Origin of the sequence: Gordonia sp. (in: high G+C Gram-positive bacteria), from assembly GCF_047606305.1 — a bacterium.
Lineage (GTDB): Bacteria > Actinomycetota > Actinomycetes > Mycobacteriales > Mycobacteriaceae > Gordonia.
In genome coordinates this window covers 14,291-40,746 of record NZ_JASGER010000002.1, presented here as the reverse complement: position 1 = coordinate 40,746, position 26,456 = coordinate 14,291, and the positions used below count along the sequence as shown (strand labels likewise).

Genomic DNA, 26,456 nt, shown 5'->3' with positions numbered 1-26,456 from the left:
CCACGGACGGGGCCGGCGGGCGGGCGGCCGGCACCGGGGACGCGGGGGTCCGCGGCGCGGCGGGGGCACGCGACCGGTGTCCCGGCCGGAGATGGTCACCCGCCTCGACCGGGACGGCCTGCTCCCGGCGATCGACTTCATCTTCTCCCGTGCGGGATGCGACGGGGCGCTGCACCAGTGCATCCGCTCGGGCATCAACCTGCTCGACGACGAGCAGCGCGAACAGGCTCTCGAGATCGCCGACCGCCACCTCGCCGAGTTGTCCCCGGTCGACGCCGACGTACTGGGCGCCGATCAGTGGCGGCTGGGCATCAGCCGCGGTTTCGCCGCCCACCACGCCGGGCTCCTGCCGACCTTCCGGCACGCGGTGGAGGAACTGTTCGTCCGCGGTCTGGTGCGCATGGTGTTCGCCACCGAGACCCTGGCACTGGGCATCAACATGCCGGCCCGGTCGGTGGTCCTCGAACGCCTCGTCAAGTACAACGGCGAGGCCCACGTCGACCTGACGCCGGGGGAGTTCACCCAGCTGACCGGACGCGCGGGTCGGCGCGGCATCGACACCGAGGGACACGCCGTCGTCGTGTGGACCCCGCAGCTGCAGGTCGCCGAGGTGGCCGGTCTGGCGGGAGCGCGCACGTTCGCGCTGCGCAGCTCGTTCGCGCCGGAGTACAACATGGCGGTCAACCTGATCGAGCGCCTCGGGCTCGCCGGGGCGCGGGAGCTGCTCCTGCGGTCGTTCGCGCAGTTCCAGGCGGACCGTTCGGTGGTGGGCCGCGCGCGCAAACTCGACGCGCGGCGCCACGAGCTGCGCAAGGTCGACGGGGAACTGTCGCGCGAGGCCCGACGACGCGGCATCGACGATGACGCGGCGGGAGACGAGCGGTACCGCGGCTTCACCGGCTACATGGAACTGCGCGAGGACATCCGGCGCCGCGAGCGCGACCTCAAGTTCGCCCGGCGCGAAGGCGCCCAACTGGAGGTGGCCGAGGATCTGGCGAACCTCAAGCGGGGCCAGATCATCGGCCTCTACGGCAACCGCCACCGCGGTGTCGCCGTCGTCGTCGAGACCGCCGAGGACGTCGTGGACCCCAAGCCGATGGTGCTGGCGCAGGACGGTTGGTGCGGACGGGTGGGGACGCGCGATTTCCTCAACCCGCCGGCCGTGCTGGGCAACATGCGCCTGGCCCGTCAGGTCGACCGTCGGACCGGGCGCGGTCGCCGGGACCTGGCGTCGGCACTGCGCGCTACCGGCGTCACCCTGCCAAAGGGCAAGCAGCGCAAGCGGGCGGCGGCCGCCGACGACGCCGAATTGGCCGAACTCCGGTCGATCCTGCGCGAGCACCCGGCGCACACGGCCACCGACGTCGACGACCTGGTCCGCCTGGCAGAGAAGCGGAACCGGCTGCTGCGCGAGGTCCGCGCGCTCGAGGCCGAAATCTCCCAACGCACCTCGGAGCTGAGCACGACCTTCGACAAGGTCGTCGCCGTCCTCGTCGAACTCGGCTACCTGGCCCGCACCGACGACGGTGACCTGACGGTCACCGAGGTCGGGCTGCGCCTGCGGTCGATCTACAGCGAGAGCGACCTGCTGGTCAGCGAGTGCCTGCGCGAAGGCGTGTGGGAGGACCTGTCCGCCGACGAGCTGTCGGCCGTCGTGGCCAGTCTCGTGTACACCTCCCGCCGGGACTCGGCCGCCGCGGCCGATCGCATGCCGGGGTCGAGTGCGCTTCGCGGCGCGTTGGCGGACACGGGTCGCATCTGGCGGGACCTGGTGGGAGTGGAGACGCGTCACGGTGTCACACCCACCCGGGAACCCGACACTGGCTTCTCCGTGGCCGTGTCGATGTGGGCGTCGGGTCGGTCATTGGCCGAGTCGTTGATGGCGGCCGGCGACGCCGGCCAGCTGTTGTCGCCGGGCGACTTCGTCCGGTGGAATCGCCAGGTCATCGACCTGTTGGACCAGATCGCGGGATGCGCCGGATCCGGAGACCGGGTGGGGCGGACCGCGGTTCGCGCCATCGGTGCGATCCGCCGCGGAGTGGTCGCCGTCGAGATCGGTTGATGTGCGGTAGGTTGGGGGCCGTCCGCCGCCGCAGTTCGCCGGTGTGCGCCGTGACCCTAGGGAGGATGCCATGACCGAGCCGCAGAAGCCGGAGTCGGACGCGACCACCGATCCGAGCGAGGAAGTGACGCAGGCGGTCGAGTCGCCGGCGGCTCCTCAGCAGCAGTACCAGTACCCGGTGCCGGGCACCGCGGCCTCTCCCCAGTTCCCGGCGGCCCCGCAGCCCGGCTACCCGGTGCCGCCCGGCGCCGTCCCGCCGACCGCGGCCCAGCCCGGCCAGCCGGTCCAACCCGGCCAGCCCGGACAGCCGTTCGGTCAGCCGGGTCAGTACCCGCAGCAGGGGCAGCCGCCCTTCGCCGGCCAGCCCTATCCGGGTGCCCCCGGCGCACCGTCTGGCGGCTCCTCGGGGGCGCTGAAGGCACTGCTGTTCTCCGGCATCGGTCTCGTGGTGCTCGTCGGCCTGTTGGCCGTCACGGCCTTCCTGTGGCCGGGGTGGGCGCCGCGGACCCTGTCCGAGTCGGGCGCGGAGAAGGGGGTCGCCAAGATCCTGACCTCCGACTACCAGGTGCAGAACGTGTCCAACGTCAGCTGTCCGTCGGGTCAGAAGGTCAAGAAGGGCGAGTCCTTCACCTGCACCGTGAGCATCGACGGTCGGCGCCAGCGGGTCACCGTCACCTTCCTGGACAGCAAGGGCGGATTCGAGGTCGGCGCGCCCAGCTGACGCGGGCTCAACCCCAGCCGAGTGCGGTGCGCAGCCGCGCCACGGCGGATTCGACGCCCAGTTCGGCGGCGAGTCGCTCGAGCCCGGCCGGATCCTTCGGAGCGGTGGGCAGCCGATCGTCGTCGTCCCCGATGACGTCGGCGTCCCCCTTGACGAACACGACGGTCCGCGCGGCGCGCAGATAGTCGGCCGACTCGAGCAGGGCGGCGCGCGGCCGCGGTTTCAACGCCGAGCCGTCCTCGGCGGCCGCCGCCTCGATCGCGTCGAGGCTGCCGTAGTCGACGAGCAGTCTCGCGGCGGTCTTCTCACCGATTCCGGGCACCCCCGGCAGGCCGTCGGAGGGATCTCCGCGCAGGATCGCCATCTCCGCGTAGTCGGTGCCGGCACGGCCGGGGGACAGTGCGTACTTGTCGGCGACCTCCTGCGGACCCATCAGCAGGGCCTTGGCCAATCCCTGCCCGACGTACAGCACCCGCACCGGCACCGGCTCGTCGGCGACCACCTGCAGGAGATCGCGATCCCCGCTGACCACGAGGACCGGGTCGGAGCGCTCGCGGGCCGCGAGGGTGCCGATCACATCGTCGGCCTCGCAGCCCCGGGCGCCGGCGGTGGCGATGCCGGCGCAGGCGAGCGCGGCGAGGATCATCTCGACCTGCGGGGTCAGCGCGTCCGGAACCTCCTCGACATCGCCGTCGACGGACTCGTCAGCCACCCGGTGCGCCTTGTACGACGGGATCAAGTCGGTGCGGAACCTCGGTCGCCAATCCAGGTCCAGGCACACCACCAGACGGGTCGGGCGGTGCGCGGTCACCAGCGAGGAGATCGTGTCCAGAAAGCCGCGCAGCGCGTTGACCGGCCGACCGTCGGGGGCGGTCACCTTCTCCGGGATCGCGTAGAAGGACCGGAACCAGAGGCTGGCGCCGTCGAGCAGCATCAGGGAGGCCATGGCTGACAGTCTCGCACGGGCACCTGGCGGCGGCGCCGATGATCGCACCGCGAGTAGCGTGGATGACATGGCGTTGCGCGATTCGAGGATGTTCGCCTCGTTGTCGCACCGCAATTACCGCATCTACTTCACCGGCGCACTGGTGTCGAACATCGGCACGTGGATCCAGCGCGTGGCCCAGGACTGGCTCGTCCTGGAGCTGTCCCACGGATCGGCGGTGGCAGTGGGCGTCACCACTGCGCTGCAGTTCCTGCCGGCGCTGCTCCTGTCGCCCTTCGGCGGCCTGCTGGCCGACCGGATGGACAAACGCCACCTGCTGGCGCTGACCCAGACCTGGATGGCCGTGTGCGCCCTGGTGCTCGGCGTGCTGACGATCAGCGGCCATGCGCACACCTGGCACGTCTACCTGGTGGCGCTCGTCTTCGGCATCGGTTCGGCGGTGGACGTCCCCGCCCGCCAGGCCTTCGTCACCGAGGTGGCCGGTCGGGGCAACCTCACCAATGCGATCGGCCTCAACAGCGCCTCGTTCAACGCCGCCCGTCTCATCGGCCCGGGCGTCGCCGGCCTGGTCATCGCGGCGTGGGGGAGCGGCTGGGCGATTCTCACCAACGCGGTCAGCTACGGCGCGATGCTGATCGCGTTGATGCTCCTGCGGCCCGACGAGTTGGACCGGACGACACCGGTGTCGCGGGCCAAGGGGCAGGTGCGCGAGGGGTTCCGCTACGTGGCGGCGCGGCCGGAGCTGCTCATCGCGCTGGGCGTCGGCTTCGCCGTGGGCACCTTCGCCCTGAACTTCCAACTGACCAATGCGGTGATGGTGAGCAAGGAGTTCGGCCTGGGCGCACGGGCCTACGGCTGGGCGGGGTCGGTCATGGGGATCGGCTCCCTCGCCGGTGCGCTCATCGCCGCCCGACGGTTGGCGGCGCCGCCGCTGCGCTACGTCGTCGGCGCGGCGCTGGTGTTCACCGCGCTGCTCTGCGTGTTGGGGTTCATGCCGGACTATCCCGCGTATCTCGGCTTGCTGCCGGTGGTCGGGCTCGCCGGCCTGTTGACGATGACGGCCACCAACATGTTCGTACAGACCACCGCCGATCCGGAGCTGCGCGGGCGCGTGATGGCCCTGTACGCGATGGTGATGATGGGCGGCACGCCGATCGGCGCTCCGCTGATGGGCTGGCTGGCGCAGGTGTTCGGCCCGCGTGCACCGCTACTGGGCGGCGGCATCCTCGCGGCGGTGACGATCGTCGCGGTGATCCTCGTCGTCCGCTTGCGCGGCGACCGTCAGGGCAGCAGTGCCCGACCGCCCGCGGTCAGATCGCGCCGCAGATAGCACTCCCAGCCGAGCAGTGCTTCGCGCACCGGCTCGTCCAGTGCGCGGATGGCGCGCAGCGTGCGGCTGCGCTCGAACTCGGTGCGGTGCGCCTGCAGGGCGCGCCACTTCACGTCGAGAACCTCGCGAACATCGACCACCACGTCGATCCGGTCGTCCGGACTGCCGAAGGAGAACGCCGGGTCTGGATCGGCCTGGCCGCGTGCGGCCATCACCTCCTCCCACGCCCGACCGGACCGGGAGCTGCTCACGGTGACCAGGTAGACCGAGGACACCTGCCACGGCTCACCGGCCTCCGGGTAGAGGTGTGGTTCGGCGGCCGCCTCTGCCGCAGCCAGGCAGAGACGGTGGGTGTGGATGTGGTCGGGGTGACCGTAGATGCCGAACGCGTCGGTGGTGAGGACCAGATCGGGCCGCAGTGCGCGGATGTGCGCGGTGAGTTCGGTGACCTGCTCGTCGAACGGCGCGGCGGTGAGCGGCGGGCGCGTCGAGGATTCGGCGACCCCGCCGTCGGCGTAGCCGAGCATGATCGGTGCGCGCGGCAGGCCCAGGGTGCGCAGCGCGTCCACCAGCTCGGCGTGGCGCGGCTTCCCCGGTGCCCACGTGGTGGTCACGACGTCGACGACCGCACCCGTCGCGGCCAGCAGGGCCATCGTCCCGCCGGTCCAGATCGTCTCGTCGTCGGGATGGGCTTGGACGCACAGCACACGCGGGGGCGGCAGGGGCATAACCCCAGCATAGGCAGGCATAGAATGTGCCGCGAAACCCGTGCGAGGCCCTCCGTCTGCGAGGGCCGGAAAGGAGAGTCCGCCCCATGGCCCACGCCCGACCCGACGCGCAGCCCGAGACGAGGGAGTTCCAGGCGCAGACGCGCCAGTTGCTCGACCTGATGGTGCACTCGGTCTACTCGAACAAGGACAGCTTCCTGCGCGAGCTGATCTCCAACTCCTCGGACGCCCTCGACAAGTTGCGCCTGGAGTCGCTGCGGGACAAGGATCTCGACGTCGACACCGGCGACCTGCGCATCACGCTCACGCCGGAGGTGGCGGGCGAGGACCGCACACTCGTCGTCGCCGACAATGGGATCGGCATGTCGCGCGAGGAGGTCGTCGAGCTGATTGGCACACTCGCCAAGTCGGGCACCGGCGAACTTCGACAGCGGCTCGCCGAGGCGAAGGACGCGGCGGCCTCCGACGCGCTGATCGGACAGTTCGGCATCGGCTTCTACTCGACGTTCATGGTGGCCGACAAGGTCACCCTCGTCACACGCAAGGCGGGGCAGAGCGCGGGCACGAAATGGGAGTCGACCGGCGACGGCACCTACACCTTGGAGACCGTCGACGACGCCCCGCAGGGCACCAGCGTGACGCTGCACCTGAAGCCCGTGGACACCGAGGACCATCTGCACGACTACGCCGATCCGGCCCAGCTGCGGGCGTTGGTGAAGCGCTACTCGGACTTCATCAGCTGGCCGATCCAGATGCGCGGCGCGGCCGGCGAGGACGGGACCGCCCAGTGGGAGACCCTGAACTCGGGCAAGGCCCTGTGGGCCCGGCCCCGGGACGAGGTCTCCGACGAGGAGTACGCCACGTTCTACCGTCATGTCGGCCACGCCTGGGACGCCCCGCTCGAGGTGATCTCGGTCAAGGCCGAGGGCACCTTCGAATACGAGGCGCTGCTGTTCCTGCCGACACAGCCGCCGATGGACCTGTTCGCCCCGCAGCAGCGCGGTGGGATCCACCTCTACGTCAAGCGCGTGTTCATCATGGACGACGCCGACCTGCTGCCGGAGTACCTGCGCTTCGTGACCGGTGTCGTCGATGCCGCCGATCTCTCGCTCAACGTCTCCCGGGAGATCCTGCAGCAGGACCGGCAGATCCGCGCGATCCGGCGTCGCCTCACCAAGAAGGTCATCGGCACGGTCGCCGACCTGCGGTCCTCCCGCCCCGACGACTACCGGACGTTTTGGGTGAACTTCGGCCGCGTCTTCAAGGAGGGCCTGGTCAACGACCCCGACAATCGCGAGGCGATCCTCAAGGCCTCGGTGTTCGCCTCGACCCACACCTCCGAGGACGCCGACGACTCTCTGACCCCGATCGCCGAGTACATCGGCCGGATGAAGCCCGGCCAGGAGGCGATCTACTACATGACCGGCGAGTCGCAGCAGCAGATCCGCAACTCCCCGCACATGGAGGCCTTCGCCGCCAGGGGCATCGAGGTCCTCACCCTGTCGGATCCGGTCGACGAGATGTGGGTGGAGGCGGTCGGCGAATTCGACGGTCACCGCTTCGTCTCCATCGCCAAGGGCGGCGTCGATCTGGACGCCGCCGACGGCGAGGAGGAGAAGTCTGCTGCGGCCGCCGAGTTGGAGAAGAAGTCCGCCGAATACGCCGACCTGCTCGCCTGGCTGGGGCAGACGCTGGGCGAGGACATCACCGAGGCGCGACTCTCGGGCCGCCTCACCGACTCGGCCGCGTGCCTGGTCGGTGACGAGTACTCGATGTCGCCGCAGTTGGAGAAGCTCTACCGGGCGTCCGGGCAGCCGGTGCCGCACGTCAAACGGGCCCTCGAGCTCAACCCGGACCATCCGCTCGTCGCCGGGCTGAACACGGCGATCGCCGACGAGAAGGGGCGAGACGCGCTCGTACCGACGGCGCAGCTGCTGTACGGGTTGGCGCTCCTCGCCGAGGGTGGCGAACTCGCCGACCCGGCCGCGTTCGCCAAGACCCTGGCCGACGTGCTCGCCGATCGGGTGGGCGGCGCCGCCGACTAGGAGCCGGCGTAGGCGACGAGTGCCTTGACGGGGTGGTCCTCGGGGAGGTCGAGGAGCAGCGAAGCGCCGTCGAGGGGGATGCCGTAGGGCTCTGCGGTCCTCACCCCGGGATGGGCGCGCGCGACCAGGTCGCGGAAACGCGCCTGCAACCGCGGGTTGGTGGTGATGACCTTGCCCATCCAGCTGACCCGCCAGGGGTCGCCGGAGCGCCAGCCCGCACCGCGCAGCGCGGCGTCGACGGAGGTAGCCAACTCGGCGGCCGCGTCGTCGAGGATGCCACGGGCCACCTCGTCGCCGGCGTCGGCCGCCGAGGCCACGACCTTGGCGAATCCGGCGGTGCGGCGCACGCGCAGCGGATCGGCCTGGACGACCATGTAGATCTCGGGCAGCGGGCCGAACTCGGCCTCGGCCAACCCGGTGAGCGATGTTGCCGCGCCCCGACCGTCGAAGGCGCGCAGCGCGGCCTCGACGCCGGCCCGGCCGATCCAATACCCGCTGCCGGCGTCGCCGAACATGCCCCAACCGTCGACCTTCGCGGTCCGGGCGCCGGAGCCGAGGGTGACCACGCCGGTGCCGGCGGCGACGACCGCGCCGGCCTCGAGCCGGTTGGCCGCCAGGAAGGATGTGGCCGAGTCGTGGGCCAGCGCCACCCGGGTGACGCCGAGTGCCGCGCAGGCGACGAGCAGCTCGTCGGGGCGGGTGGCGCCCGGCGTCAGTCCGGAGACCCCGGCGGCCAACTCCGCCCCCGGCAGGCTCCGCCCGTTGAGCGCGTGCTCGACGATCTCGGCGACCTGCGGCACGACCGGGTGATCGGTGCGGACCCCGGGAAGCTTCACGATGGCGGGTTCGTCGCCGCCCGGCTCGGTGATGCGGACGCGGGCACCGGTCTGCCCGCAGTCGACGGCGATTCTGGCGCGGGTCACGTCAACGCCCCCGGAACGTGGGCGGGCGCTTCTCGAAGACCGCCGAGATCGCCTCGGTGAGATCCTCGCTGGGCAGGAAGGCGGCATTCCAGGCGGCGACGTAGCGCAGCGAATCCTCCACCTGGGCGCGCCGGGTGTGGTCGAGCACCGTCTTGGTTCCCTGGACGACCAGGGGCGGCAGGTCGGCGATCTCCCGGGCGGTGGCCCGGGCCGCGGCGAGGACCGACTCGGCGTCATCGAACACGTCGTTGACCAAGCCGATCTGCTCGGCTCGCCGGGCGTCGATGTCCTTGCCGGTCAACGCCAGTTCGCGGACGTGGCCCTCGCCGATGATGCCGCCGAGGCGGGCGAGTGATCCCATGTCGGCCACGATCGCGACCCGCACCTCGCGCACCGAGAACTTCGCGTCGGCACCGGCGTATCGGATGTCGGCGGCGGTGATCAGGTCGACGCCACCGCCGATGCACCAGCCGGAGACCGCGGCGATCACCGGTTTGCGGCAGTCGGCGACGGCGTTGATCCCGGCTTGCATGCGCTTGATCGTGTCGTGGAACTCGGTGCGCGGTCCGGCCTTGGCGTCATCGGCCAGCACCTTGCCGAAGTCCGCCGCCATCGCCGGCAGGTCCAGTCCGAAGGAGAAGTTCTTGCCCGCGCCGGCGAGGACGACGGCGCGGACCTCGGGATCGGTGTCCAGGGCGCCGAACAACGGCACCAGCTCACTCCAGAAGTCCGGCCCCATGGCGTTGCCCTTGCCCGGGCCGATGAGGGTCACCTCGGCGATCTGGTCCGCGACGGCGACGTCGAAGGCCTTCCATTCCTGCACGTACGTCATGGGTGACAACGCTACCCGCGACGCGGCTCGCGGATAAGCCGGACCGGCGGCCGGAGAGTTGTAACGTGTTCTAGAAATGGCCGTCGCGAGGTGTGGACGGCCACCTGGCGATTGTGAGGCACGATGTCGGTATTCGACGGGCACACGGCGGACGCGAAGACGCCCGAGGAGATCGAGGCCGAGGCGGCGTTGTTCGGGCCGCTGACCCAATCGGTGCGCGCGCTGATCGAATCCACCGTGATGACCGATGTCGATCCCGACGACATCAACCGGGCGCGCGCCCTGATCGACGAGGCCGCCGCGCTGCTCGACGCCAAGCGGATGCCCGGGCCGTTCGGGGTGCGGTGGAACACCGACGGCTCGCGGCGATCGTGGGGCAACGCGGCCGTCGGGTTGCGCAACCCGATCGCCCCGCCGCTGACGGTGCGCCACGACGACGGCGTCGCCTGGGCCGAGGCCGAGATCGGGCCCGCCTACGAGGGGCCGCCCGGACTCGTCCACGGGGGAATCGTCGCGCTGTTCCTCGACCAGGTCCTCGGTGCGGCCGCCGATCACGCCGGCGTCCCGGGCATGACCGGCACACTCACCGTGCGCTACCGCAAGGGCACGCGGCTCGGGCCGATCCGGGCGCAGGCCCATGTCGATAGGGTGGAGGGCGTGAAGACGTTCGCGGTCGGCCACATCGAAACCCCGGACGGCCTGTGTGCCGAGGCCGAGGGGATCTTCGTGTTGCCCAAGGAGGTCCGCGACCTCGGCGAAAAGCTCGGTCGCCCGCAGTGACGTCCGCGACGGGGGTGTCCGCCGCGGTGGTCGTGTCGACCCCGTCGGCCACCGCCGCAATCGAGGCCTACGAGGGCCTCCTGGGGCCGGGCCGCCGATCCGGCGACGACCATGAGTGGCGCGTCGGCTCCACCCTGCTGGTGGTGCGCGGCGGCGACGGGCCTCCCCGGCTGCTCGTTCCGGCGACAGACCTGGTCGACACCGCGGCAGCCGATCCCTTCGACACCGCCACCGTGCTGTTGGGGCGACGTGGACTAGCGGTCGAGCCCGGCCCGGGCATCGCGGATGCGCGCATCGCAGTCGCCGGTGAGGCGCCGGTCGGCGTCGTCGATGCGGCCGCGGTCGGCACGGCCGAGATGCCTGCCACCGCCGACATCGGCTCGCTCGACCACGTGGTGATGACCAGTCGTTCGCGTGACGCCGCATTGGCCCTCTTCGGTGCGACCCTGCGCTTCGACTTCCGCCTCGAGCAGCAGATCTCCGTGCCCGCGATGGGCGGCGTCCATCAACTCTTCCTGCGCGGCGGCGGGACGATCGTCGAGGTTCTGGTCGGGGATGCGCCCGACGACCGCATCGCCCTGTGGGGCCTGGCCTGGGCCAGCTCCGACGTCGACGCCACCCATGCACGGCTCACCTCCGACGGGGTGGCGCTCAGCCCCATCCGCGACGGCCACAAGCGCGGCACCCGTGTGTTCACCGTGCGCGACGACCGCCTCGCCGTCCCGACGATCATCATCGGGGGCTGACATGGCCGACGCTCCGTTCGACCCGGCCATCGTCGCCGGTCCGGACATCGAACTGGGCCTGGACACCTTCGGCGACATGAGCACCGGGCAGGACGGCCGCCGGCGCAGCGGCGCCGAGGTGATCCGCGACGTCGTCGCGGAGGCGGTGCTGGCCGACGAACTCGGCGTCGACGTGATCGGGCTCGGCGAGCACCACCGCGACGACTATGCGATCAGCGCGCCCGACGTGGTCCTGGCGGCGATCGCCGGGCAGACCTCGCGGATCCGGTTGGGCACCGCGGTCACGGTCCTCAGCTCCGACGACCCGGTGCGCGTCTACGAGCGCTTCGCCACGCTGGACGCGGTGTCGCGGGGGCGCGCCGAGGTGATCCTCGGCCGCGGATCGTTCACCGAGTCCTTCCCGCTCTTCGGATTCGACCTGGCCGACTACGAGATGCTCTTCGAGGAGAAGCTCGACCTGTTCGCCCGGCTCCTCACCGAACGACCCGTGACCTGGTCGGGTCGCCATCGGACGGCCCTGCAGGACCAACAGGTCTATCCCAAGACCGAGTCGGGTCGGCTCACCGCGTGGATCGGCGTCGGCGGCAGCCCCGAGTCGGTCGTGCGGTCGGTGACCCACCAGATCCCGATGATGCTGGCGATCATCGGTGGGGCGCCCGGTCGGTTCACCCAGTACGTCGACCTCTACCGGCGCGCCCAGGTCCAGCTCGCGCCCGAGACGGGGCAGACCGCGCGGTTGCCGTTGGGCGTCCACTCGCCCGGGCACATCGCCGACACAGACGAGCAGGCCCTCGACGAGTACTGGCCGCACTACCGGGCGATGAACGACCGCATCGGCCGTGAACGGGGGTGGCCGCCGGCGACGAAGGACAAGCTCGTCGCGGAGGCGCGCAGCGGATCGCAATACGTCGGCTCGCCGGAGACCGTGGCGCGGCGCATCGCCGACACCGCCACGGCGTTGGGTCTGACCCGATTCGACTTCAAGTACGCCTCGGGGCCGATGGCGCACGAGAAGCTGATGCACAGCATCGAGCTGTACGCGACGCGGGTGATGCCGCGGGTGCGCGAGATCCTCGGCGCGTGAGCCGGGGCCGCCGGGCTCAGCCCTTGAAGCGGCGCAGCCGCAGGCTGTTGGCCACGACGAAGACGCTCGAGAAGGCCATGGCGGCGCCCGCGAGCATCGGGTTGAGCAGGCCGAGTGCGGCGAGCGGGATCGCGGCGACGTTGTAGGCGAAGGCCCAGAACAGGTTCGTCTTGATGGTCCGCAGCGTCGCGCGGGACAGCTCGATGGCCTTCGGTGCGCCCCGCAGGTCGTCGTTGACGAGCGTGATGTCGGAGGCCTCGATCGCCACGTCGGTGCCGGCACCCATTGCCAGGCCCAGGTCGGCCTGGGCCAGTGCGGCCGCGTCGTTGACGCCGTCGCCGACCATGGCCACAACCTTGCCCGCGGATTGCAGGTCGGCGATGGTGGCGACCTTCTCGGCCGGCTTCACCTCGGCGATCACGTCGTCGACGCCGATGTCCGCGCCGACCGTCCGCGCGACCGCCGCATTGTCGCCGGTCAGCAGGATCGGGGACAGGCCCAGGTCTTTGAGCTGCCGGACGGCCTCGGCACTGGTCGGCTTGACCGAGTCGGCGACGCCCAGCAGGCCGGCGGGCTTGCCGTCGACACCCACCGCCACGACGGTGTGGCCGCGGTTCTGTGCGGCGCGGAATTGCTCGGCGAGGTCGTCGGGAAGCGTGATCGACCAGTCGGCGAGCAGCGCCGGACGGCCGATCACGACGGCTCGGCCGTCCACGACGCCCTGGACGCCGCTGCCGTCGATGTTGGCGAATCCCTCGGGGACCGGCAGGTCGCCGACCTCCTCGCGCGCGGATCGGGCGATGGCTGCGCCGATCGGATGTTCCGAGGCGTTCTCCACCGCGCCGGCGATGCGGAGCAGGTCGGCACGCGTGGTGCCGTCGGCGGGCAGGACGTCGACCAGAGTCATGTCGCCGGTGGTGACCGTGCCGGTCTTGTCCATGACGATCGTGTCGATCTGCCGGGTGGATTCGAGGACTTCGGGGCCCTTGATGAGGATCCCCAGTTGTGCACCGCGACCGGTGCCCACGAGCAGGGCGATCGGGGTGGCCAGGCCGAGGGCGCACGGGCAGGCGATGATCAGCACCGACACCGCGGCGGTGAAGGCGGCCGTCGCCCCGGCCCCGGCGCCCAGCCACACCCCGAGCGTGGCCACGGCGATCGCGATCACGATGGGGACGAAAACGCCGGCGATCCGGTCGGCCAGTCGGGCGACCGGCGCTTTCCCCGACTGCGCCCGGGTGACCAACCGCGCCATGCCCGCCAGGGTGGTGGCATCGCCGACGCGGGTGGCGCGCACGACCAGTCGGCCGCCCGCGTTGACCGTGGCGCCGGTGACCGCGGAGTCCGGGCCGACCTCGACCGGCACCGATTCGCCGGTGAGCATCGACTCGTCGACCGCCGACGTCCCGCTGACGACGACGCCGTCGGTGGCGACCTTCTCGCCCGGCCGGACGACGAACTCGTCCCCGACGCGGAGGTCGTCGATCGGGATGCGCGTCTCGGATCCGTCGCGCAGCACCGCCACGTCCTTGGCGCCCAGGTCGAGAAGTGCGCGCATCGCGGCCCCGGCATCGCGCTTGGCGCGCTTCTCGAAGTACCGGCCCGCGAGGATGAACATGATCACCCCGGCCGCCGCCTCCAGGTAGATGTGGGAGGTGGCGTCACCGCGCTCGATGGTGAGCGCGAACGGGTGGCGCAGGCCCTTCTCGCCGGCGGTGCCGAGGAACAGTGCGTACAGCGACCACAGGAAGGCCGACAGGGTGCCCACCGAAACGAGGGTGTCCATGGTCGCCGCGCCGTGGCGCAGGTTGATCCACGCGGCGCGGTGCAGCGGCCAGCCGGCCCACACGACCACGGGGGCGGCGAGTGTCAGACAGAGCCACTGCCAGTAGTCGAACTGCCAGGCGGGCACCATCGACAGGACGATGACCGGCACGGACAGCACGACCGCGCCGATCAGCCGTTGGCGCAGACCGCGCAACTCCGCGTCGCCGGCGTCCTCGACGGGCGTGGAGTCGGCGCCGGGCGGAGTGGGCAGCTCGGCGGTGTAACCAGCGTTCTCCACCTCGGTGATCAGCGTCGTGGGGTCGATTCCGGCGGGTGCCCGGACGTGGGCGGTCTCGGTCGCATAGTTGACCTCGGCGTCGACGCCGTCGAGCTTGTTGAGCTTGCGCTCGATCCGGTTGGCGCAGGAGGCGCAGGTCATGCCGCCGATCGCCAAGTCGATCGTCGTCGTGTCGCTCTTCGGGGCGGTGGTCATGGTGCCTCCGGTCAGTGCTGCGCGTCGAGGACGAAGGGTGCGGTGTGCACGGTGCCGTCGACCTGGAAGTCGAGGTAGGCGAGGTAGCGGCCGGCCGACGGGGCGGTCGCGGCGAAGGGGACGTCCGAGCCGGTGCCCGCCAGCGGGTGCACGTGGTTGTAGGCGAGGTCGCCCGCCCGGAGCAGGACCAGGTGGCCGAGGGCCCCCAGATACGGCTGCAGCGCCACGGGCCGACCATTGCGGCGGATCTGGGCGGTGAGCGTCGACGACCCGCCGTGCGCCAGGGTGCCGTCGAGGGTGACGGTTAAGCCGTCGACCGTGCTCGTACGGTTCAGCACGGGGACCACGGGCGCGAAATCACCGCCGACCTCGAGAGTGCTGGACAGGACGACCGGCTCGTCGCCGGCGCGGTCGCCCGGGACGAAGTCGGCGAACACGCGGTAGGCGCCGGCGGCGGGGGGTGTCCATGCGGTGCTCCAGGCGCCGGCCGAGTCGCGCGTCGGGTGCAGATGGGCGAAGTGGGCCCCGTCCGAGCGCACGACGATCAGGTGCAACTCCTTCTCGTGCGCCGGGGTGAACGCGGTGAGCGGACGGTCGCCGGAGGTGATGGTGAAGGTGATCGGCGCGCTCTGGCCGACGGTGGCCGGCCCGGACAGCGACGTCAGGGCGTAGGCGCCCGCGGTCGAGGACGTGCCCGACACCGGCGGCGAGACGTCGTCGCCGCCGCCCATGGCGTGGTCGGAGTGGCCCCCGTGTCCGCCGTGGGCGCCATGCGCGGGGGCGGCGGGTCGATTGGACTGATCGGGGACCACGTAGCGGCCGACCAGCAGTGCGGCGCCGAACACCGCGAGCAGGCCGACGGCGAACAGGGACAGCCGCGCGGGCGCGTTCACGGCGGTCTCAGGCGCGGGTGGCCGAGTAGCCGGCCTCGGTGACGGCGGCGCGGACCGCGGCGTCGTCGATGGCGCCGTCGGCGGTGACGGTGAGGTCGCCCGTCGCGGCGCTGACGTCCACGCCGGTCACGCCGGGGATCTCGCCGACCTCTTCGCGCACGGACGCCTCGCAGTGCCCGCAGGTCATTCCGGTGACTTTGTACGTTGCTGTGCTCATACCCCGAAGTTATACCCTAGGGGGGTATTGCGCAAGGACGGGTGCAGTGGGCTTGACCACCCTGCGCTCAGGGCAGGAGGACGGCGCGGCCGGGCAGGCTGCCGGCCTCCAGATCGGCGAACGCCCGCGCGTAGTCGTCCAGGGGGTACGTCGTGGTCTCGACGTGGATCAGTCCGCGCCGGGCGAGGGCGACGACCTCGTCCAGATCGGTTCGCGTGCCGCCGTACGAGGTCTGCACGGTGACGCCCCAGGGCACGGCGTTCACGCCGTTCAGCGCGTACGTGAAGGATCCGCCGCCCAGCCCCGCGAGACGCAAGTGCCCCTCGGGCGCGACGACGGCGGTGGCCAGGGCCACGGATTCGTCGACGCCGACGAAATCGAACACGACGTCCGCTCCGAACCCGTCGGTCTCCTCGAGGATGCGCGCCGCGGTCTGGTCGTCGGCGTTCAGTGCGAGGTCGGCTCCCAGGTGTTCGGCCTGGGCGACCTTGGCCGGGTTGGCGTCGACGGCGATGATGCGGGCCGCGCCGACGGCCCGCAGGATCTGCACCGCCATGTGCCCGAGGCCGCCGAGTCCGACGACGACAACGACGGCCCCGGCGTCGAGCCGGTCGCGCACGGTGTTGATCGCATGCATCGGGGTCACGCCGGCATCGGCCAACGGGGCGGCCCCCGCGGGGTCCAGCGCCGGGAGCGTCCCGCCGTCGAGCGGGACCACGTGGCGCTCGCCGACGATCATGTACTCGGCCATGGTCCCATCTGGGCCCAGGCCGGGCGTGGTCGGGAACATCCACCGGGTACCGGTGGTCTGACAGGCGTTGGAGCGGCCCTGCACGCATTGGCGGCAGTGGCCGCAGGCCCACATGAGGTCGATGACCACCGGGCCGCCCTCGACCAGGCCGGACACCCCGGGACCGAGGGCGTCGAGATATCCGGCGCCCTCGTGCCCGATGGTGATGCCGTGGAACGGGGACCCCTCCATGCCCGCCGCCATGATCGTGACGTCGGAATGGCAGATCCCCGCGCCGGCGATGCGCACCCGAACCTGACCGGGGCCCGGATCGGGCACCGGCACCTCGCGCAGCTCGAGGCGGTTCGCGTCGACCAGCTTCAGCGCCCGCACGGCTAGTCGCGAACCTCGACGACGTCGTACGCGCCGTCGGCGTACTCCGCCCGGATGCGCTTCTTGTCGAATTTGCCGACGGAGGTCTTCGGCACCTCGGAGACGAATGCCCAGCGCTCGGGCAACTGCCAGCGGGGAACCGACTCGGCCAGGTGCGCGCGCAGCTTCGCCGGGTCGGCGGCGGCCTCGTCGGCGACGACGGCCAGTACGAACGGCCGCTCGTCCCACTTCTCGTCGGGCACCGCGACGACGGCGGCTTCGGTCACCGCCGGATCGGCCATGATCGTGTTCTCCAGCTCGACCGACGAGATCCACTCGCCACCGGTCTTGATCAGGTCCTTGGTCCGGTCGACGATCGTCATGTAGCCGTCGGGCGTGATCGAGGCGACGTCGCCGGTGCGCAGCCAGCCGTCGTCGAACTTGTCCGGGTCGACGACGGGGCCGTCCGGCGAGTAGTAGGCGCCGGTGATCCACGGACCGCGGACCTGCAGCTCACCGGCGGACTCGCCGTCCCACGCCACCTCCTTGCCGTCGTCGTCGATGAGTCGCGCTTCCACCGACGCCGGGAAACGGCCTTGCGTGACGCGGTAGGCGAACTCCTTCTCGCCGGCCTCGACGCCGAACGGCGGGTGTGCGACCGAGCCGAGCGGCGACGTCTCCGTCATGCCCCAGGCGTGCACGATTCGCGTGCCGAACTCGTCGAACTGCTTGATCATCGACGGCGGGACCGCCGCGCCGCCCACGACGACCTCCCGCAGGTGGCTGATGTCCTGCGGGGTGAGGGCGAGTTGTGCGGCGACGCCCTGCCAGATGGTGGGCACGGCCGCCGCGAAGGTCGGCTTGGCCGCGGCCATGATCGCCAGGAGCGGCTCGGGCTGCAGGAAGCGGTCCGGCATGATGAGCGTGAGCCCGGCCATCATCCCGGCGTAGGGCAGGCCCCACGACATGACGTGGAACATCGGCACGATGGCCAGCACCGAATCCTTGTTTCCCAGACCCATGCTGTCGTTGGTGAGGACCTGCATCGAATGCAGCCAGATGCTGCGGTGGCTGTAGACGACGCCCTTCGGGTCACCGGTGGTGCCCGAGGTGTAGCACATGACGGCGGCGTCCTTCTCGTCGATCTCCGGCCATTCGTACTCGGTCGACTCGCCGGCGATCAGGTCGTCGAAGGAGTGGACCGTGATGCCCTCCGGTGCCTCGAAGGCGTCGGCGGGGCCGTTCGCGACGATGACGTGCCGGACGTTGGGCGTCGCCTTGACGTACGCCGCGAGCATCGGGGCGATCGAGGCGTCGACGATGATCACCTTGTCGTCGGCGTGCTTGATGATGTAGACGGCCTGTTCGGGCGAGAGGCGCAGGTTGAGGGTGTGCAGCACCGCGCCCATCGCCGGGATGGCGCAGTAGGCGACCTGGTGCTCGTTGTTGTTCCACATGAAGGTCGCGACGCGATCGCCGCGCTCGACGCCCAGCTTGGCCAGTGCGTGGGCGAGCTGGGCAGCCTTGTCGCCCATCTCGGGGTAGGACATGTGCCGCAGTTCAGAACCGGTCCAGGTATCGATGCCGGCCTCGCGGAAGGTCCGCCGGCTGTGCTCGACGAGTTTGTCGATGGTCAGGTGCCCGGTCTGCATGGTCGATGCGATCACTGCGAGTTGCCTCCTGCGTTGGGTTGGTGTGATCCAACTTACAGCGCGGTGGCGGTGGTGCGGGCGGGGGTCAGAGCTTTGCCGCGGCGGCCCGGTCGAGGTACCAGACGGTGCTCGTGCGACCGTGCGCTCCGGCACACGGCCAGTCGGCCGGATCGGCGCCGCGAACCCCGGCGGCGACCGCGTCGGCCTTGTCCGCCCCGGCCACGAGGAACCACACGTGACGGGCCGAGTTGACCGCCGGGAGCGTCAGCGTGATGCGCCGCGGGGGTGGCTTGGGCGAATCGGTCACCGCGACCACGGACCGCGTCGACTCGGCGACGGCCGGGGTGTGCGGGAACAGCGAGTTGATGTGGCCCTCGCCGCCCATGCCGAGCAGATGGACGTCGAAGACCGCGCCGTCGGGGCCGGGTGCCAGGGCGTCGATGGTGGCCCGATAGTCCGCCGCCGCCGCCTCGATGTCGTCGCCGAAGGCGCCGTCGCTGGCCGCCATCTCGAAGATCTGGGCGCCGGAGGCGTCCGGGTCGTCCAGCAGCGCCGACCGCGCCTGCCCGACATTCCGCTCGGCGTCGTCGGCGGGCACGAACCGGTCGTCGCCGAAGTACAGGTGCAGGGCGGGGAAGTCGATCTCGTCGGTCCGGCCGACGAGGGCCTGCAGCAGGGCGATCCCGTTGCTGCCCCCGGTGAGGACGACGCGGGCGACCCCCCGCTCGCGCTGGGCGTCGGCGATCACCCCCACCAGCCGGTCCGCGGCGGCCGTGACGAGTTCGGCGGCGGACTCATGGGTCTCGACGGAGGGGCTGGCGGGCATCGGTGTCACCTCGTGGTGTGCAGGAGTCGTTTGGTCCCGTGCAGTGCGCGGGCGTAGGTCTCGTCGGGGTCCAATCGGCGCAGCTCCTCGGCGAGACACTCGCCGGTGGTGCGCTCGCGCCACGGGGTGCGCGCATCCGGTCGTCCCGGGTCGCGCACGAGCGTGTCGTTGCCGTCGGCGGTCAGCGAGAGCAGTCCGTCGGCGCAATCGACCTGGACCCCCAGGTCGCCGGTCAGCCGTTCGGTGGGCACGCGCAGGCACTCGGCCAACCAGCCGGCGAGCAGGTCCAGGCCCACCGACGGGCCGGGCCCGCTCACGCGCACCTGCGTCGGCTTGCGGGCCGGGGCCCGGTCGAAGGCGGCCGCCAGCAGCGCCCGCCACGGGGTGATCTGGGCCCAGGCGATGTCGGTGTCGCCGGGGGAGTAGCTGCGCAACCGCTGCGCCAGTACCCCCTGCGCGTCGAACCGGTTCGTGCCGTCGAGGATGCGCCGACCCGCCAGGGCGCCGAGCCGGTCCTTGGCGGGGTTCTTCGGCGCGGTACCCGGCCACCAGGTCACCACCGGGGTGTCCGGCAGCAGAAACGGCGTCACGACCGCGTGCGCGTGGGCGCCCAGGTCGCCGTAGAGGTGCAGCACGACCACCTCGGAGGCGCCGGCGTCCCCGCCGACGCGGATCTCGGCGTCGAGTCGGGCCGACTTGCGGCGGTCTGCAGCGGCCGCGACGATGACGCGGCAGGGGTGCTCGCGACTGGCCTCGTTGGCGGCGGCGATCGCGGCCTCGGTGTCGTCGCCGGGCTCGGTCTTGACGATCAGGGTCAGGACGCGGCCGAGGGTGACCGCACCACCGCTGTCGCGCATCCGCACGAGCTGCTTGGAGACGTCGGTGGTCGACGTGTCGTCGAGTCGCTTGATCACGGTCGCCTCCAGCTGCGTCCGGTGCGGGCCAGCATCTCGTCGGCGCTGGTGGGCCCCCACGTCCCCGACTCGTAGGTCTCGGGCTTGCCCTTCTTGGCCCAGTCCTTGAGGACCGGGTCGAGGATGTGCCAGGACAGCTCGACCTCCTCGTTGACCGGGAACAGCGACGGTTCGCCGAGGAGCACGTCCAGGATCAGCCGCTCGTAGGCCTCCGGCGACGACTCGGTGAACGCCTCGCCGTAGCTGAAGTCCATGTTGACGTCGCGGACCTCCATCGACGAGCCGGGGACCTTGGAACCGAAGCGCAGCGTGACGCCCTCGTCGGGCTGCACGCGGATCACCAGGGCGTTCTGGCCCAGCTCGGCGGTCATCGTGGAGTCGAAGGGCAGGTGCGGCGCCCGCTTGAAGACGAGGGCGATCTCGGTGACGCGGCGGCCCAGGCGCTTGCCGGTGCGCAGGTAGAACGGCACGCCCGCCCAGCGCCGCGTGTCGACCTCGAGGGCGATCGCGGCGTAGGTCTCGGTGGTCGAGTCCTTGGCGAAGCCCGCCTCGTCGAGCAGGCCGCAGACCTTCTCGTTGCCCTGCCAGCCCGGGCCGTATTGCCCGCGGGCCGAATTGGCGTCCAGCGGAAGGATGTTGCGGGTGGCCGAGAGCACCTTGATCTTCTCGGCCTGCAGCTCGGCGGGGGCGAAGGACACCGGCTCCTCCATCGCCACCAGGGCGAGCAGTTGGAGCAGGTGGTTCTGGATGACGTCGCGCGCCGCGCCGATGCCGTCGTAGTAGCCGGCACGGCCGCCCAGGCCGATGTCCTCGGCCATGGTGATCTGCACATGGTCGATGTAGTGGGCGCTCCACACCGGGTCGAACAGCTGGTTGGCGAAACGCAGCGCGAGGATGTTCTGGACGGTCTCCTTGCCCAGGTAGTGGTCGATGCGGAACACCGAGTCCTCGGGGAACACGCTGTTGACCACCGCGTTGAGCTTGCGGGCGCTCGTCAGGTCGTGACCGAACGGCTTCTCGATGACGACGCGCCGCCACCGGCCGTCGCGCGGCTGCGCCAGCTGCGAGCGCTTGAGCTGGTCGCAGACGACGGGGAAGGACGCCGGTGGGATGGAGAGGTAGAAGGCGTGGTTGCCGTCGGTGCCGCGCACCTCGTCGAGTGCGAGCAACGTCTGCGACAGGCGGTCGAAGGCCTCGTCGTCGTCGAAGGAGCCCTCCACGAACCGGATGCCCTTGGCCAGCTCGCGCCACACCTCCTCGCGGAACGGGGTGCGGGAGTTCTCGCGCACCGCGTCGTGCACGATCTGTGCGAAGTCCTCGTCGGCCCAGTCACGGCGGGCGAAGCCGACGAGCGCGAACCCGGTCGGCAGCAGGCCCCGGTTGGCCAGGTCGTAGATGGCCGGCATCAGCTTGCGGCGCGCCAGGTCGCCGGTCACGCCGAAGATCACCATGGAGCACGGCCCGGCGATCCGGGGGAGGCGCTTGTCGTGCTCGTCGCGCAGCGGGTTGCGATGGGCCGCAGGTCGACGTGTCGAGGCCACCGGGCGTCAGGCCTTGGTGCCGAGTTGCTCGGAGGTGGCCGCCAGCAGGTCGGTCCACGCGTCGATGAACTTGGTGACGCCCTCGTCCTCCAGGACGGTGAACACCTCGTCCAGGTCGACTCCGGCCGCGGCGACCTGCGTCATCACCTCGCGGGCCGCGCCCTCCTGGCCGACGATCGATTCGGCGTCGACCCAGCCGTGGTCGGCGAAGGCCTCCATCGTCTTGCCGGGCATCGTGTTCACGGTGTCCGGGGCGACGAGCTCGGAGACGTACAGCGTGTCCGGGTAGTCGGCGTTCTTGGTGCCGGTGGAGGCCCACAGCGGCCGTTGCGTGCGGGCGCCCTGGGCGGCCAGATCCGGGAAGCGGACCTCCTTGGTGAACACCTCGAGGTAGCGGGCATACGCCAGGCGCGCGTTCGCCAGCGCCGCCTTGCCGCGCAGGGCCAGGGCCTCGTCGGTCCCGATCGCCTCGAGGCGCTTGTCCACCTCGGTGTCGACGCGGGAGACGAAGAAGGAGGCCACCGAGTGCAGATCGGCGATGTCGTGGCCGGCGGCGAGCGCGGCATCCAGACCGTCGAGGTATGCCTCGATGACCTCGCCGTATCGCTCGACGGAGAAGATCAGCGTCACGTTCACGCTGATGCCCTCGGCGAGCACCCGGGTGATCGCGGGCAGACCCGCCTTGGTCGCCGGGATCTTGATGAGCAGATTGGGCCGGTCGACGGTCTGCCAGAGCTCGATCGCCTGCGCCACCGTGCCGTCGGTGTCGTGGGCCAGACGCGGGTCGACCTCGATCGACACCCGGCCGTCGACGCCGTCGGATTCGACGAAGACCGGCGCGAAGACGTCGCACGCGTCCCGGACGTCGTCGGTGGTGATCGTGCGGATCGCCGTGTCGACATCGGCACCCCCGGCGGCCAACGACGCCACCTGGTCGGCGTAACTGTCGCCGTCGGACAGGGCGGCTTGGAAGATCGACGGGTTCGTCGTGACCCCGACGACCGATCGAGTGGCGATCAGCTCGGCCAGCTTCCCGCTGCGCAACAGTTCGCGCGAGAGGTCGTCGAGCCAGACCGACACCCCCGCTTCACTCAGCTGTGCCAGGCGTTCGTTGGTGCTCATGGTCCAATCCTCGCTTACCTATTTGGTCTTCGCCACCGACCGCTTCGCGGCCTCGGCGACGGCGTCGGCGGTCACACCGAACTTCTCGTAGAGCACCTCGTAGGCGGCGGAGGCGCCGTAGTGCTCGATGGACACGATCTCTCCGGCGTCGCCGACGAAGCGGTACCACGGCATCGCGATGCCGGCCTCGACCGCGACGCGGGCGCGCACCTGCGGGGGCAGCACCGAGTCGCGGTAGGACTGGGGCTGCTCGTCGAACCACTCGACGCAGGGCATCGAGACGACCCGTGCGGCGATTCCGGCCTTGGCCAGCTCGTCGCGCGCCTGCACGGCCAGCTGAACCTCGGACCCGGTGCCGATGAGGATCACGTCGGGCTTGCCGCCCTCGGCGTCGGCCAGGACGTAGCCGCCCGCGGCGACGCCCTCGGCGGACGTGCCCTCGAGCACGGGGAGGTTCTGGCGGGTCAGCGCCAACCCGGCGGGGTGCGTGCGACGGGTCAGCACGGTGGCCCAGGCGTGGGCGGTCTCATTCGCATCGGCCGGTCGGATCACGTCCAGGTGTGGGATGGCGCGCAATGCGGCAAGGTGCTCGATCGGCTGGTGGGTCGGGCCGTCCTCGCCGAGGCCGATGGAGTCGTGGGTCCACACGTAGACCGGGTCGATCTCCATCAGTGCGGCCAGGCGGACGGCCGGGCGCATGTAGTCGGCGAACTGCAGGAAGGTGCCGCCGTAGGCCCGGGTCGGTCCGTGCAGCACGATGCCGGACAGGATCGAGCCCATCGCGTGCTCGCGGATGCCGAAGTGCAGGGTGCGCCCATAGGGCTCGGCGGTCCACGTCGACGTGGAGATGGAGGCGGGACCGAAGGAATCGGCGCCCGCGATCGTCGTGTTGTTCGACCCGGCCAGGTCGGCCGAACCGCCCCACAGCTCGGGCAGGACCGGGCCGAGCGCACCGAGCACCTTGCCCGAGGCACTGCGGGTGGCGACCGACTCGCCGGCCGCCCACGTCGGCAGTGCGTCGCGCCAGCCGTCGGGCAACTCCTGGGCGTGCAGGCGGTCGAACAGCGCCTTGCGCTCAGGGTTGGCGGCCGCCCAGGCGTCGAAGGCCTCGGTCCACGTCTTGTGGGCCTGTGCGCCGCGGTCGACGAGCCCGCGCGTGTGCGCGATGACGTCGTCGGCGACGTTGAAGGAGAGGTCGGGGTCGAACCCGAGGATCTTCTTGGTGGCCGCGATCTCGTCCGCGCCCAGTGCGGCGCCGTGGGCGGCGCCGGTGTTCATCTTCGTCGGCGCGGGGTAGCCGATGACGGTGCGCACGCAGATCAGCGACGGCCGGTCGGTCACCGCCTTGGCCGCGTCGATCGCCGCCTCGATGCCGGTGACGTTCTCGCCGCCGTCGACGGTCTGCACGTGCCAGCCGTAGGCGCGGTAGCGCTCGGCGACGTCCTCGGTCAGCGCGATGTCGGTGTTGTCCTCGATGGAGATCTGGTTCTCGTCGTAGAAGACGATCAGGTTCCCCAGCTCCTGGGTGCCGGCGAGCGAGCTGGCCTCGCTGGTCACCCCCTCCTCGATGTCGCCGTCGGAGGCGATGACGTAGATGTAGTGGTCGAAGGGGCTGGCGCCCGGGGCCGCATCGGGGTCGAAGAGCCCGCGCTCGCGGCGCGAGGCCATGCTCATGCCGACCGCCGAGGCGAGTCCCTGGCCGAGTGGTCCGGTGGTGATCTCCACGCCCTTGGTGTGGCGGTACTCCGGGTGGCCCGGGGTGAGCGACTCCCACGTTCGCAGCGCTTCGAGGTCGGCGAGTTCGAGGCCGAAACCGCCCAGGTACAGCTGGACGTACAGCGTCAGGCTGGAGTGGCCGCAGGACAGCACGAAGCGGTCGCGGCCGACCCACTCGGTGTCGGTGGGGTCATGGCGCAGGACGCGCTGGAACAGCGTGTAGGCCAGCGGCGCCAGGCTCATCGCGGTGCCGGGGTGCCCGCTGCCGCACTTCTGCACCGCGTCGGCGGCCAAGAGGCGGGCGGTGTCGACCGCCTTGGTGTCCAGGTCGGTCCAGTCGGAGGGGTGGGCGGGCTGGGTGAGTTTGGCGATCTCGTCGGCGTGGACCACGGGTTGTCGTTCTCCTGGCTGAGGCGGGACTGGCACGAATGGGGATGGTGCGTCTCAGCCTAGTCCGTACCCACCGGTGTGCGGGGTGTGGCCGGGTCTACACTTCGTAGTAGCGCGGCCCCGGGTGTCGAATCGCCCGGAGAAGAGTCGATAGCGTCGTCGAACAAGCGGAGTGAGCAAGTTGAGTAGTGAGCGCGCGGGCGTCAGCAGCCCGGTGGCCGACCACTCGACCGGCGGTTCCCCCGATTCGGTTCTGCTTCGCATCCGCAACGTCCTGGGCGCCTATATCGCGCTCACCAAACCGCGCGTGATCGAGTTGCTGCTGGTCGCGACCATCCCGGTGATGTTGCAGGCCGACCGCGGCACCGTGAACATCGGTTTGATCGGCGCGACGCTGATCGGCGGTTGGCTGGGCGCGGCCAGCGCGAACACGCTCAACATGGTCGCCGACGCCGACATCGACCAGAAGATGAAGCGCACCCAGCGCCGTCCGTTGGCCCGTCACGCGGTCACCCCGCGCGCCGCGCTGGTGTTCGGCGTCCTCCTCGGTGCCGCGTCCTTCCTGGTCCTGTGGCGGTTCGCCAACCTGCTCGCCGCGGTGCTGGTGATGATCACCATCGCGTTCTACGTCGGCGTCTACACGTTGATCCTCAAGCGCCGCACCTCGCAGAACGTGGTGTGGGGAGGCGCGGCGGGGTGCATGCCCACGCTCGTCGGCTGGGCCGCGGTCACCGGCTCGCTCAGTTGGCAGCCGGTGGTGCTGTTCCTGGTGATCTTCTTCTGGACGCCGCCGCACACCTGGGCGCTGGCGATGCGCTACCGAGAGGACTACGAGGCGGCCGGTGTGCCGATGCTCCCGGTGGTGGCCACCGAGGAGCAGGTCACCCGGCAGATGGTGATCTACACGATCGCGACCGTGATCACCTCCTTCGTCCTCATCCCGGCGGCGGGCGCGGTCTACGCGGCCGTCGCGATCCTGGTCGGTGCGTGGTTCGCCCAGCGCGTCTGGAAGCTGTACCGGCAGACGCGCCAGGGCAGGGAAGTCGTGCCGCTGAAGGTCTTCCTGCAGTCCAACGAGTATCTGGCCGCCCTCTTCTGCGGCCTGGCGATCGACGCGGTGTTCCACCTGCCCACGATCGCCTCGTACTTCTCCTGAGCCCGCGGGCATGAGCGACTCGCAGATCATCCTCGTCGACCTCGATGTGTCCGCCGACGACGCACCGATACTCGCCGAGCGCGTCCGTCGGTGGGTGCTCGTCGAGCGGCTCGACGGCGTCGAGGTGAGCGTCGGCCCGCTGGTCCACCTGCCGGTGGAGAACACGGGTCAGCAGGCCGTGTGTCCGACGTGCGACCGGCGATTCGACACCGCCACCTGGATCGAGGCGGCCGATCCGGTGTTCACCGCCTGGATCCAGGGAAGTGGCATGGACGTGCTGCCGTGTCCGGCGTGCGGTGCGGCGCTGCGCACCCACGAATGGCGGTGGGTCGACGGTGAACCGTGGGCCCTGGGCAACCTGGGCGTCACCTTCTGGAATTGGCCCGAGCCGGGTGACGAGCACCACGAGCGTCTGCGTGAACTGTTCGACGGTCACCAGACCTGTGTGATCCGCGCGCACTTGTGACGCG

23 protein-coding genes are annotated in these 26,456 nt (G+C 70.9%); 9 read left to right on the top strand and 14 right to left on the bottom strand.

The window, feature by feature from the left end; all coding sequences use genetic code 11:
• Positions 1 to 2,062 (top strand): helicase-related protein (locus QM634_RS00220; protein WP_415040757.1); only part of this gene is annotated, 2,062 nt, incomplete at its 5' end.
• Between the two features lie 70 nt (positions 2,063 to 2,132).
• Positions 2,133 to 2,783: a DUF4333 domain-containing protein gene (locus tag QM634_RS00215; RefSeq protein ID WP_415040756.1), complete on the top strand. Its 651-nt coding sequence runs from the start codon at positions 2,133 to 2,135 to the stop codon at positions 2,781 to 2,783.
• A gap of 7 nt (positions 2,784 to 2,790) precedes the next feature.
• On the opposite strand, the gene QM634_RS00210 is transcribed toward QM634_RS00215, so the two are convergent.
• Entirely contained in the window at positions 2,791 to 3,717 is a 927-nt protein-coding gene (locus QM634_RS00210) for a 5'-3' exonuclease (RefSeq protein ID WP_415040761.1), read from the bottom strand.
• 79 nt (positions 3,718 to 3,796) lie between these two features.
• Here QM634_RS00210 and QM634_RS00205 point away from each other — a divergent pair, with 79 nt between their 5' ends.
• Entirely contained in the window at positions 3,797 to 5,059 is a 1,263-nt protein-coding gene (locus QM634_RS00205; RefSeq protein WP_415040755.1) for an MFS transporter, read from the top strand.
• On the opposite strand, the gene QM634_RS00200 is transcribed toward QM634_RS00205, so the two are convergent.
• Positions 5,011 to 5,781: a PIG-L family deacetylase gene (locus QM634_RS00200; protein ID WP_415040760.1), complete on the bottom strand. Its 771-nt coding sequence runs from the start codon at positions 5,779 to 5,781 to the stop codon at positions 5,011 to 5,013. The genes QM634_RS00205 and QM634_RS00200 overlap by 49 nt on opposite strands.
• A gap of 92 nt (positions 5,782 to 5,873) precedes the next feature.
• Here QM634_RS00200 and htpG point away from each other — a divergent pair, with 92 nt between their 5' ends.
• The gene (htpG, locus tag QM634_RS00195) at positions 5,874 to 7,832 is read left to right on the top strand and encodes a molecular chaperone HtpG (protein ID WP_415040754.1); all 1,959 of its coding nucleotides are present in this window, start codon (positions 5,874 to 5,876) and stop codon (positions 7,830 to 7,832) included.
• Here the strand turns inward: htpG and QM634_RS00190 are convergent.
• Together QM634_RS00190 and QM634_RS00185 are read right to left on the bottom strand one after the other, a co-directional pair.
• Positions 7,829 to 8,755, bottom strand: coding sequence for an N-acetylglucosamine kinase (locus tag QM634_RS00190; RefSeq protein WP_415040753.1), 927 nt, complete (start codon positions 8,753 to 8,755; stop codon positions 7,829 to 7,831). The genes htpG and QM634_RS00190 overlap by 4 nt on opposite strands.
• Before the next feature lies 1 nt (position 8,756).
• Entirely contained in the window at positions 8,757 to 9,587 is an 831-nt protein-coding gene (locus tag QM634_RS00185; RefSeq protein ID WP_415040752.1) for a crotonase/enoyl-CoA hydratase family protein, read from the bottom strand.
• Positions 9,588 to 9,710: 123 nt separating this feature from the next.
• On the opposite strand from QM634_RS00185, the gene QM634_RS00180 reads away from it, so the two are divergent.
• Genes QM634_RS00180 through QM634_RS00170 form a run of 3 tightly spaced genes read left to right on the top strand, consistent with a single transcriptional unit; the run spans position 9,711 to position 12,197 of the window.
• Positions 9,711 to 10,367: a PaaI family thioesterase gene (locus tag QM634_RS00180; RefSeq protein ID WP_415040751.1), complete on the top strand. Its 657-nt coding sequence runs from the start codon at positions 9,711 to 9,713 to the stop codon at positions 10,365 to 10,367.
• Entirely contained in the window at positions 10,364 to 11,113 is a 750-nt protein-coding gene (locus QM634_RS00175) for a VOC family protein (protein WP_415040750.1), read from the top strand. Before QM634_RS00180 ends, QM634_RS00175 begins: the two co-directional genes overlap by 4 nt.
• Before the next feature lies 1 nt (position 11,114).
• Positions 11,115 to 12,197, top strand: coding sequence for an LLM class flavin-dependent oxidoreductase (locus QM634_RS00170; RefSeq protein WP_415040749.1), 1,083 nt, complete (start codon positions 11,115 to 11,117; stop codon positions 12,195 to 12,197).
• Between the two features lie 16 nt (positions 12,198 to 12,213).
• Here QM634_RS00170 and QM634_RS00165 read toward each other — a convergent pair whose 3' ends face one another.
• The 10 genes from QM634_RS00165 to tkt form a co-directional block, all read right to left on the bottom strand.
• Positions 12,214 to 14,457, bottom strand: coding sequence for a heavy metal translocating P-type ATPase (locus tag QM634_RS00165; RefSeq protein ID WP_415040748.1), 2,244 nt, complete (start codon positions 14,455 to 14,457; stop codon positions 12,214 to 12,216).
• Positions 14,458 to 14,468: 11 nt separating this feature from the next.
• Positions 14,469 to 15,350, bottom strand: coding sequence for a heavy-metal-associated domain-containing protein (locus QM634_RS00160; RefSeq protein ID WP_415040747.1), 882 nt, complete (start codon positions 15,348 to 15,350; stop codon positions 14,469 to 14,471).
• Between the two features lie 7 nt (positions 15,351 to 15,357).
• Positions 15,358 to 15,567: a heavy-metal-associated domain-containing protein gene (locus QM634_RS00155; protein ID WP_415040746.1), complete on the bottom strand. Its 210-nt coding sequence runs from the start codon at positions 15,565 to 15,567 to the stop codon at positions 15,358 to 15,360.
• A 67-nt stretch (positions 15,568 to 15,634) separates the two neighbouring features.
• Positions 15,635 to 16,690, bottom strand: a complete 1,056-nt coding sequence (locus QM634_RS00150; RefSeq protein WP_415040745.1) for a zinc-binding dehydrogenase — start codon at positions 16,688 to 16,690, stop codon at positions 15,635 to 15,637.
• 2 nt (positions 16,691 to 16,692) lie between these two features.
• On the bottom strand, positions 16,693 to 18,336 hold the full coding sequence (locus tag QM634_RS00145) for a long-chain fatty acid--CoA ligase (RefSeq protein ID WP_415040744.1): 1,644 nt from the start codon (positions 18,334 to 18,336) through the stop codon (positions 16,693 to 16,695).
• Between the two features lie 70 nt (positions 18,337 to 18,406).
• Positions 18,407 to 19,147: a 6-phosphogluconolactonase gene (gene pgl, locus QM634_RS00140; RefSeq protein ID WP_415040743.1), complete on the bottom strand. Its 741-nt coding sequence runs from the start codon at positions 19,145 to 19,147 to the stop codon at positions 18,407 to 18,409.
• A 5-nt stretch (positions 19,148 to 19,152) separates the two neighbouring features.
• Positions 19,153 to 20,061 (bottom strand): glucose-6-phosphate dehydrogenase assembly protein OpcA, encoded by a 909-nt coding sequence (locus QM634_RS00135; RefSeq protein ID WP_415040742.1) that lies wholly within the window; start codon positions 20,059 to 20,061, stop codon positions 19,153 to 19,155.
• On the bottom strand, positions 20,058 to 21,602 hold the full coding sequence (gene zwf, locus QM634_RS00130; RefSeq protein ID WP_415040741.1) for a glucose-6-phosphate dehydrogenase: 1,545 nt from the start codon (positions 21,600 to 21,602) through the stop codon (positions 20,058 to 20,060). The genes QM634_RS00135 and zwf overlap by 4 nt, the downstream gene beginning before the upstream one ends.
• A 6-nt stretch (positions 21,603 to 21,608) precedes the next feature.
• Complete coding sequence (tal, locus tag QM634_RS00125; protein ID WP_415040740.1) at positions 21,609 to 22,724, bottom strand: transaldolase; 1,116 nt, start codon at positions 22,722 to 22,724, stop codon at positions 21,609 to 21,611.
• Positions 22,725 to 22,742: 18 nt separating this feature from the next.
• Positions 22,743 to 24,830, bottom strand: coding sequence for a transketolase (gene tkt, locus QM634_RS00120; RefSeq protein WP_415040739.1), 2,088 nt, complete (start codon positions 24,828 to 24,830; stop codon positions 22,743 to 22,745).
• 214 nt (positions 24,831 to 25,044) lie between these two features.
• Between tkt and QM634_RS00115 the strand changes: the two genes are divergently transcribed.
• Together QM634_RS00115 and QM634_RS00110 are read left to right on the top strand one after the other, a co-directional pair.
• Positions 25,045 to 25,986, top strand: a complete 942-nt coding sequence (locus QM634_RS00115) for a heme o synthase (RefSeq protein WP_415040759.1) — start codon at positions 25,045 to 25,047, stop codon at positions 25,984 to 25,986.
• A gap of 10 nt (positions 25,987 to 25,996) precedes the next feature.
• A complete protein-coding gene (locus tag QM634_RS00110) occupies positions 25,997 to 26,452 on the top strand; it encodes a hypothetical protein (protein WP_415040738.1) in 456 nt (151 codons plus the stop codon).
• Positions 26,453 to 26,456: the final 4 nt, after the last annotated feature.

Excerpts from the sequence above, each read along its gene's own strand:
- QM634_RS00180 (WP_415040751.1), top strand. The coding sequence starts at position 9,711 with ATGTCGGTATTCGACGGGCACACGGCGGACGCGAAGACGCCCGAGGAG.
- tal (WP_415040740.1), bottom strand. The coding sequence starts at position 22,724 with ATGAGCACCAACGAACGCCTGGCACAGCTGAGTGAAGCGGGGGTGTCG.
- QM634_RS00215 (WP_415040756.1), top strand. The coding sequence starts at position 2,133 with ATGACCGAGCCGCAGAAGCCGGAGTCGGACGCGACCACCGATCCGAGC.
- htpG (WP_415040754.1), top strand. The coding sequence starts at position 5,874 with ATGGCCCACGCCCGACCCGACGCGCAGCCCGAGACGAGGGAGTTCCAG.
- QM634_RS00210 (WP_415040761.1), bottom strand. The coding sequence starts at position 3,717 with ATGCTGCTCGACGGCGCCAGCCTCTGGTTCCGGTCCTTCTACGCGATC.
- QM634_RS00185 (WP_415040752.1), bottom strand. The coding sequence starts at position 9,587 with ATGACGTACGTGCAGGAATGGAAGGCCTTCGACGTCGCCGTCGCGGAC.
- QM634_RS00155 (WP_415040746.1), bottom strand. The coding sequence starts at position 15,567 with ATGAGCACAGCAACGTACAAAGTCACCGGAATGACCTGCGGGCACTGC.
- QM634_RS00110 (WP_415040738.1), top strand. The coding sequence starts at position 25,997 with ATGAGCGACTCGCAGATCATCCTCGTCGACCTCGATGTGTCCGCCGAC.
- QM634_RS00205 (WP_415040755.1), top strand. The coding sequence starts at position 3,797 with ATGGCGTTGCGCGATTCGAGGATGTTCGCCTCGTTGTCGCACCGCAAT.
- QM634_RS00170 (WP_415040749.1), top strand. The coding sequence starts at position 11,115 with ATGGCCGACGCTCCGTTCGACCCGGCCATCGTCGCCGGTCCGGACATC.
- QM634_RS00165 (WP_415040748.1), bottom strand. The coding sequence starts at position 14,457 with ATGACCACCGCCCCGAAGAGCGACACGACGACGATCGACTTGGCGATC.
- pgl (WP_415040743.1), bottom strand. The coding sequence starts at position 19,147 with ATGCCCGCCAGCCCCTCCGTCGAGACCCATGAGTCCGCCGCCGAACTC.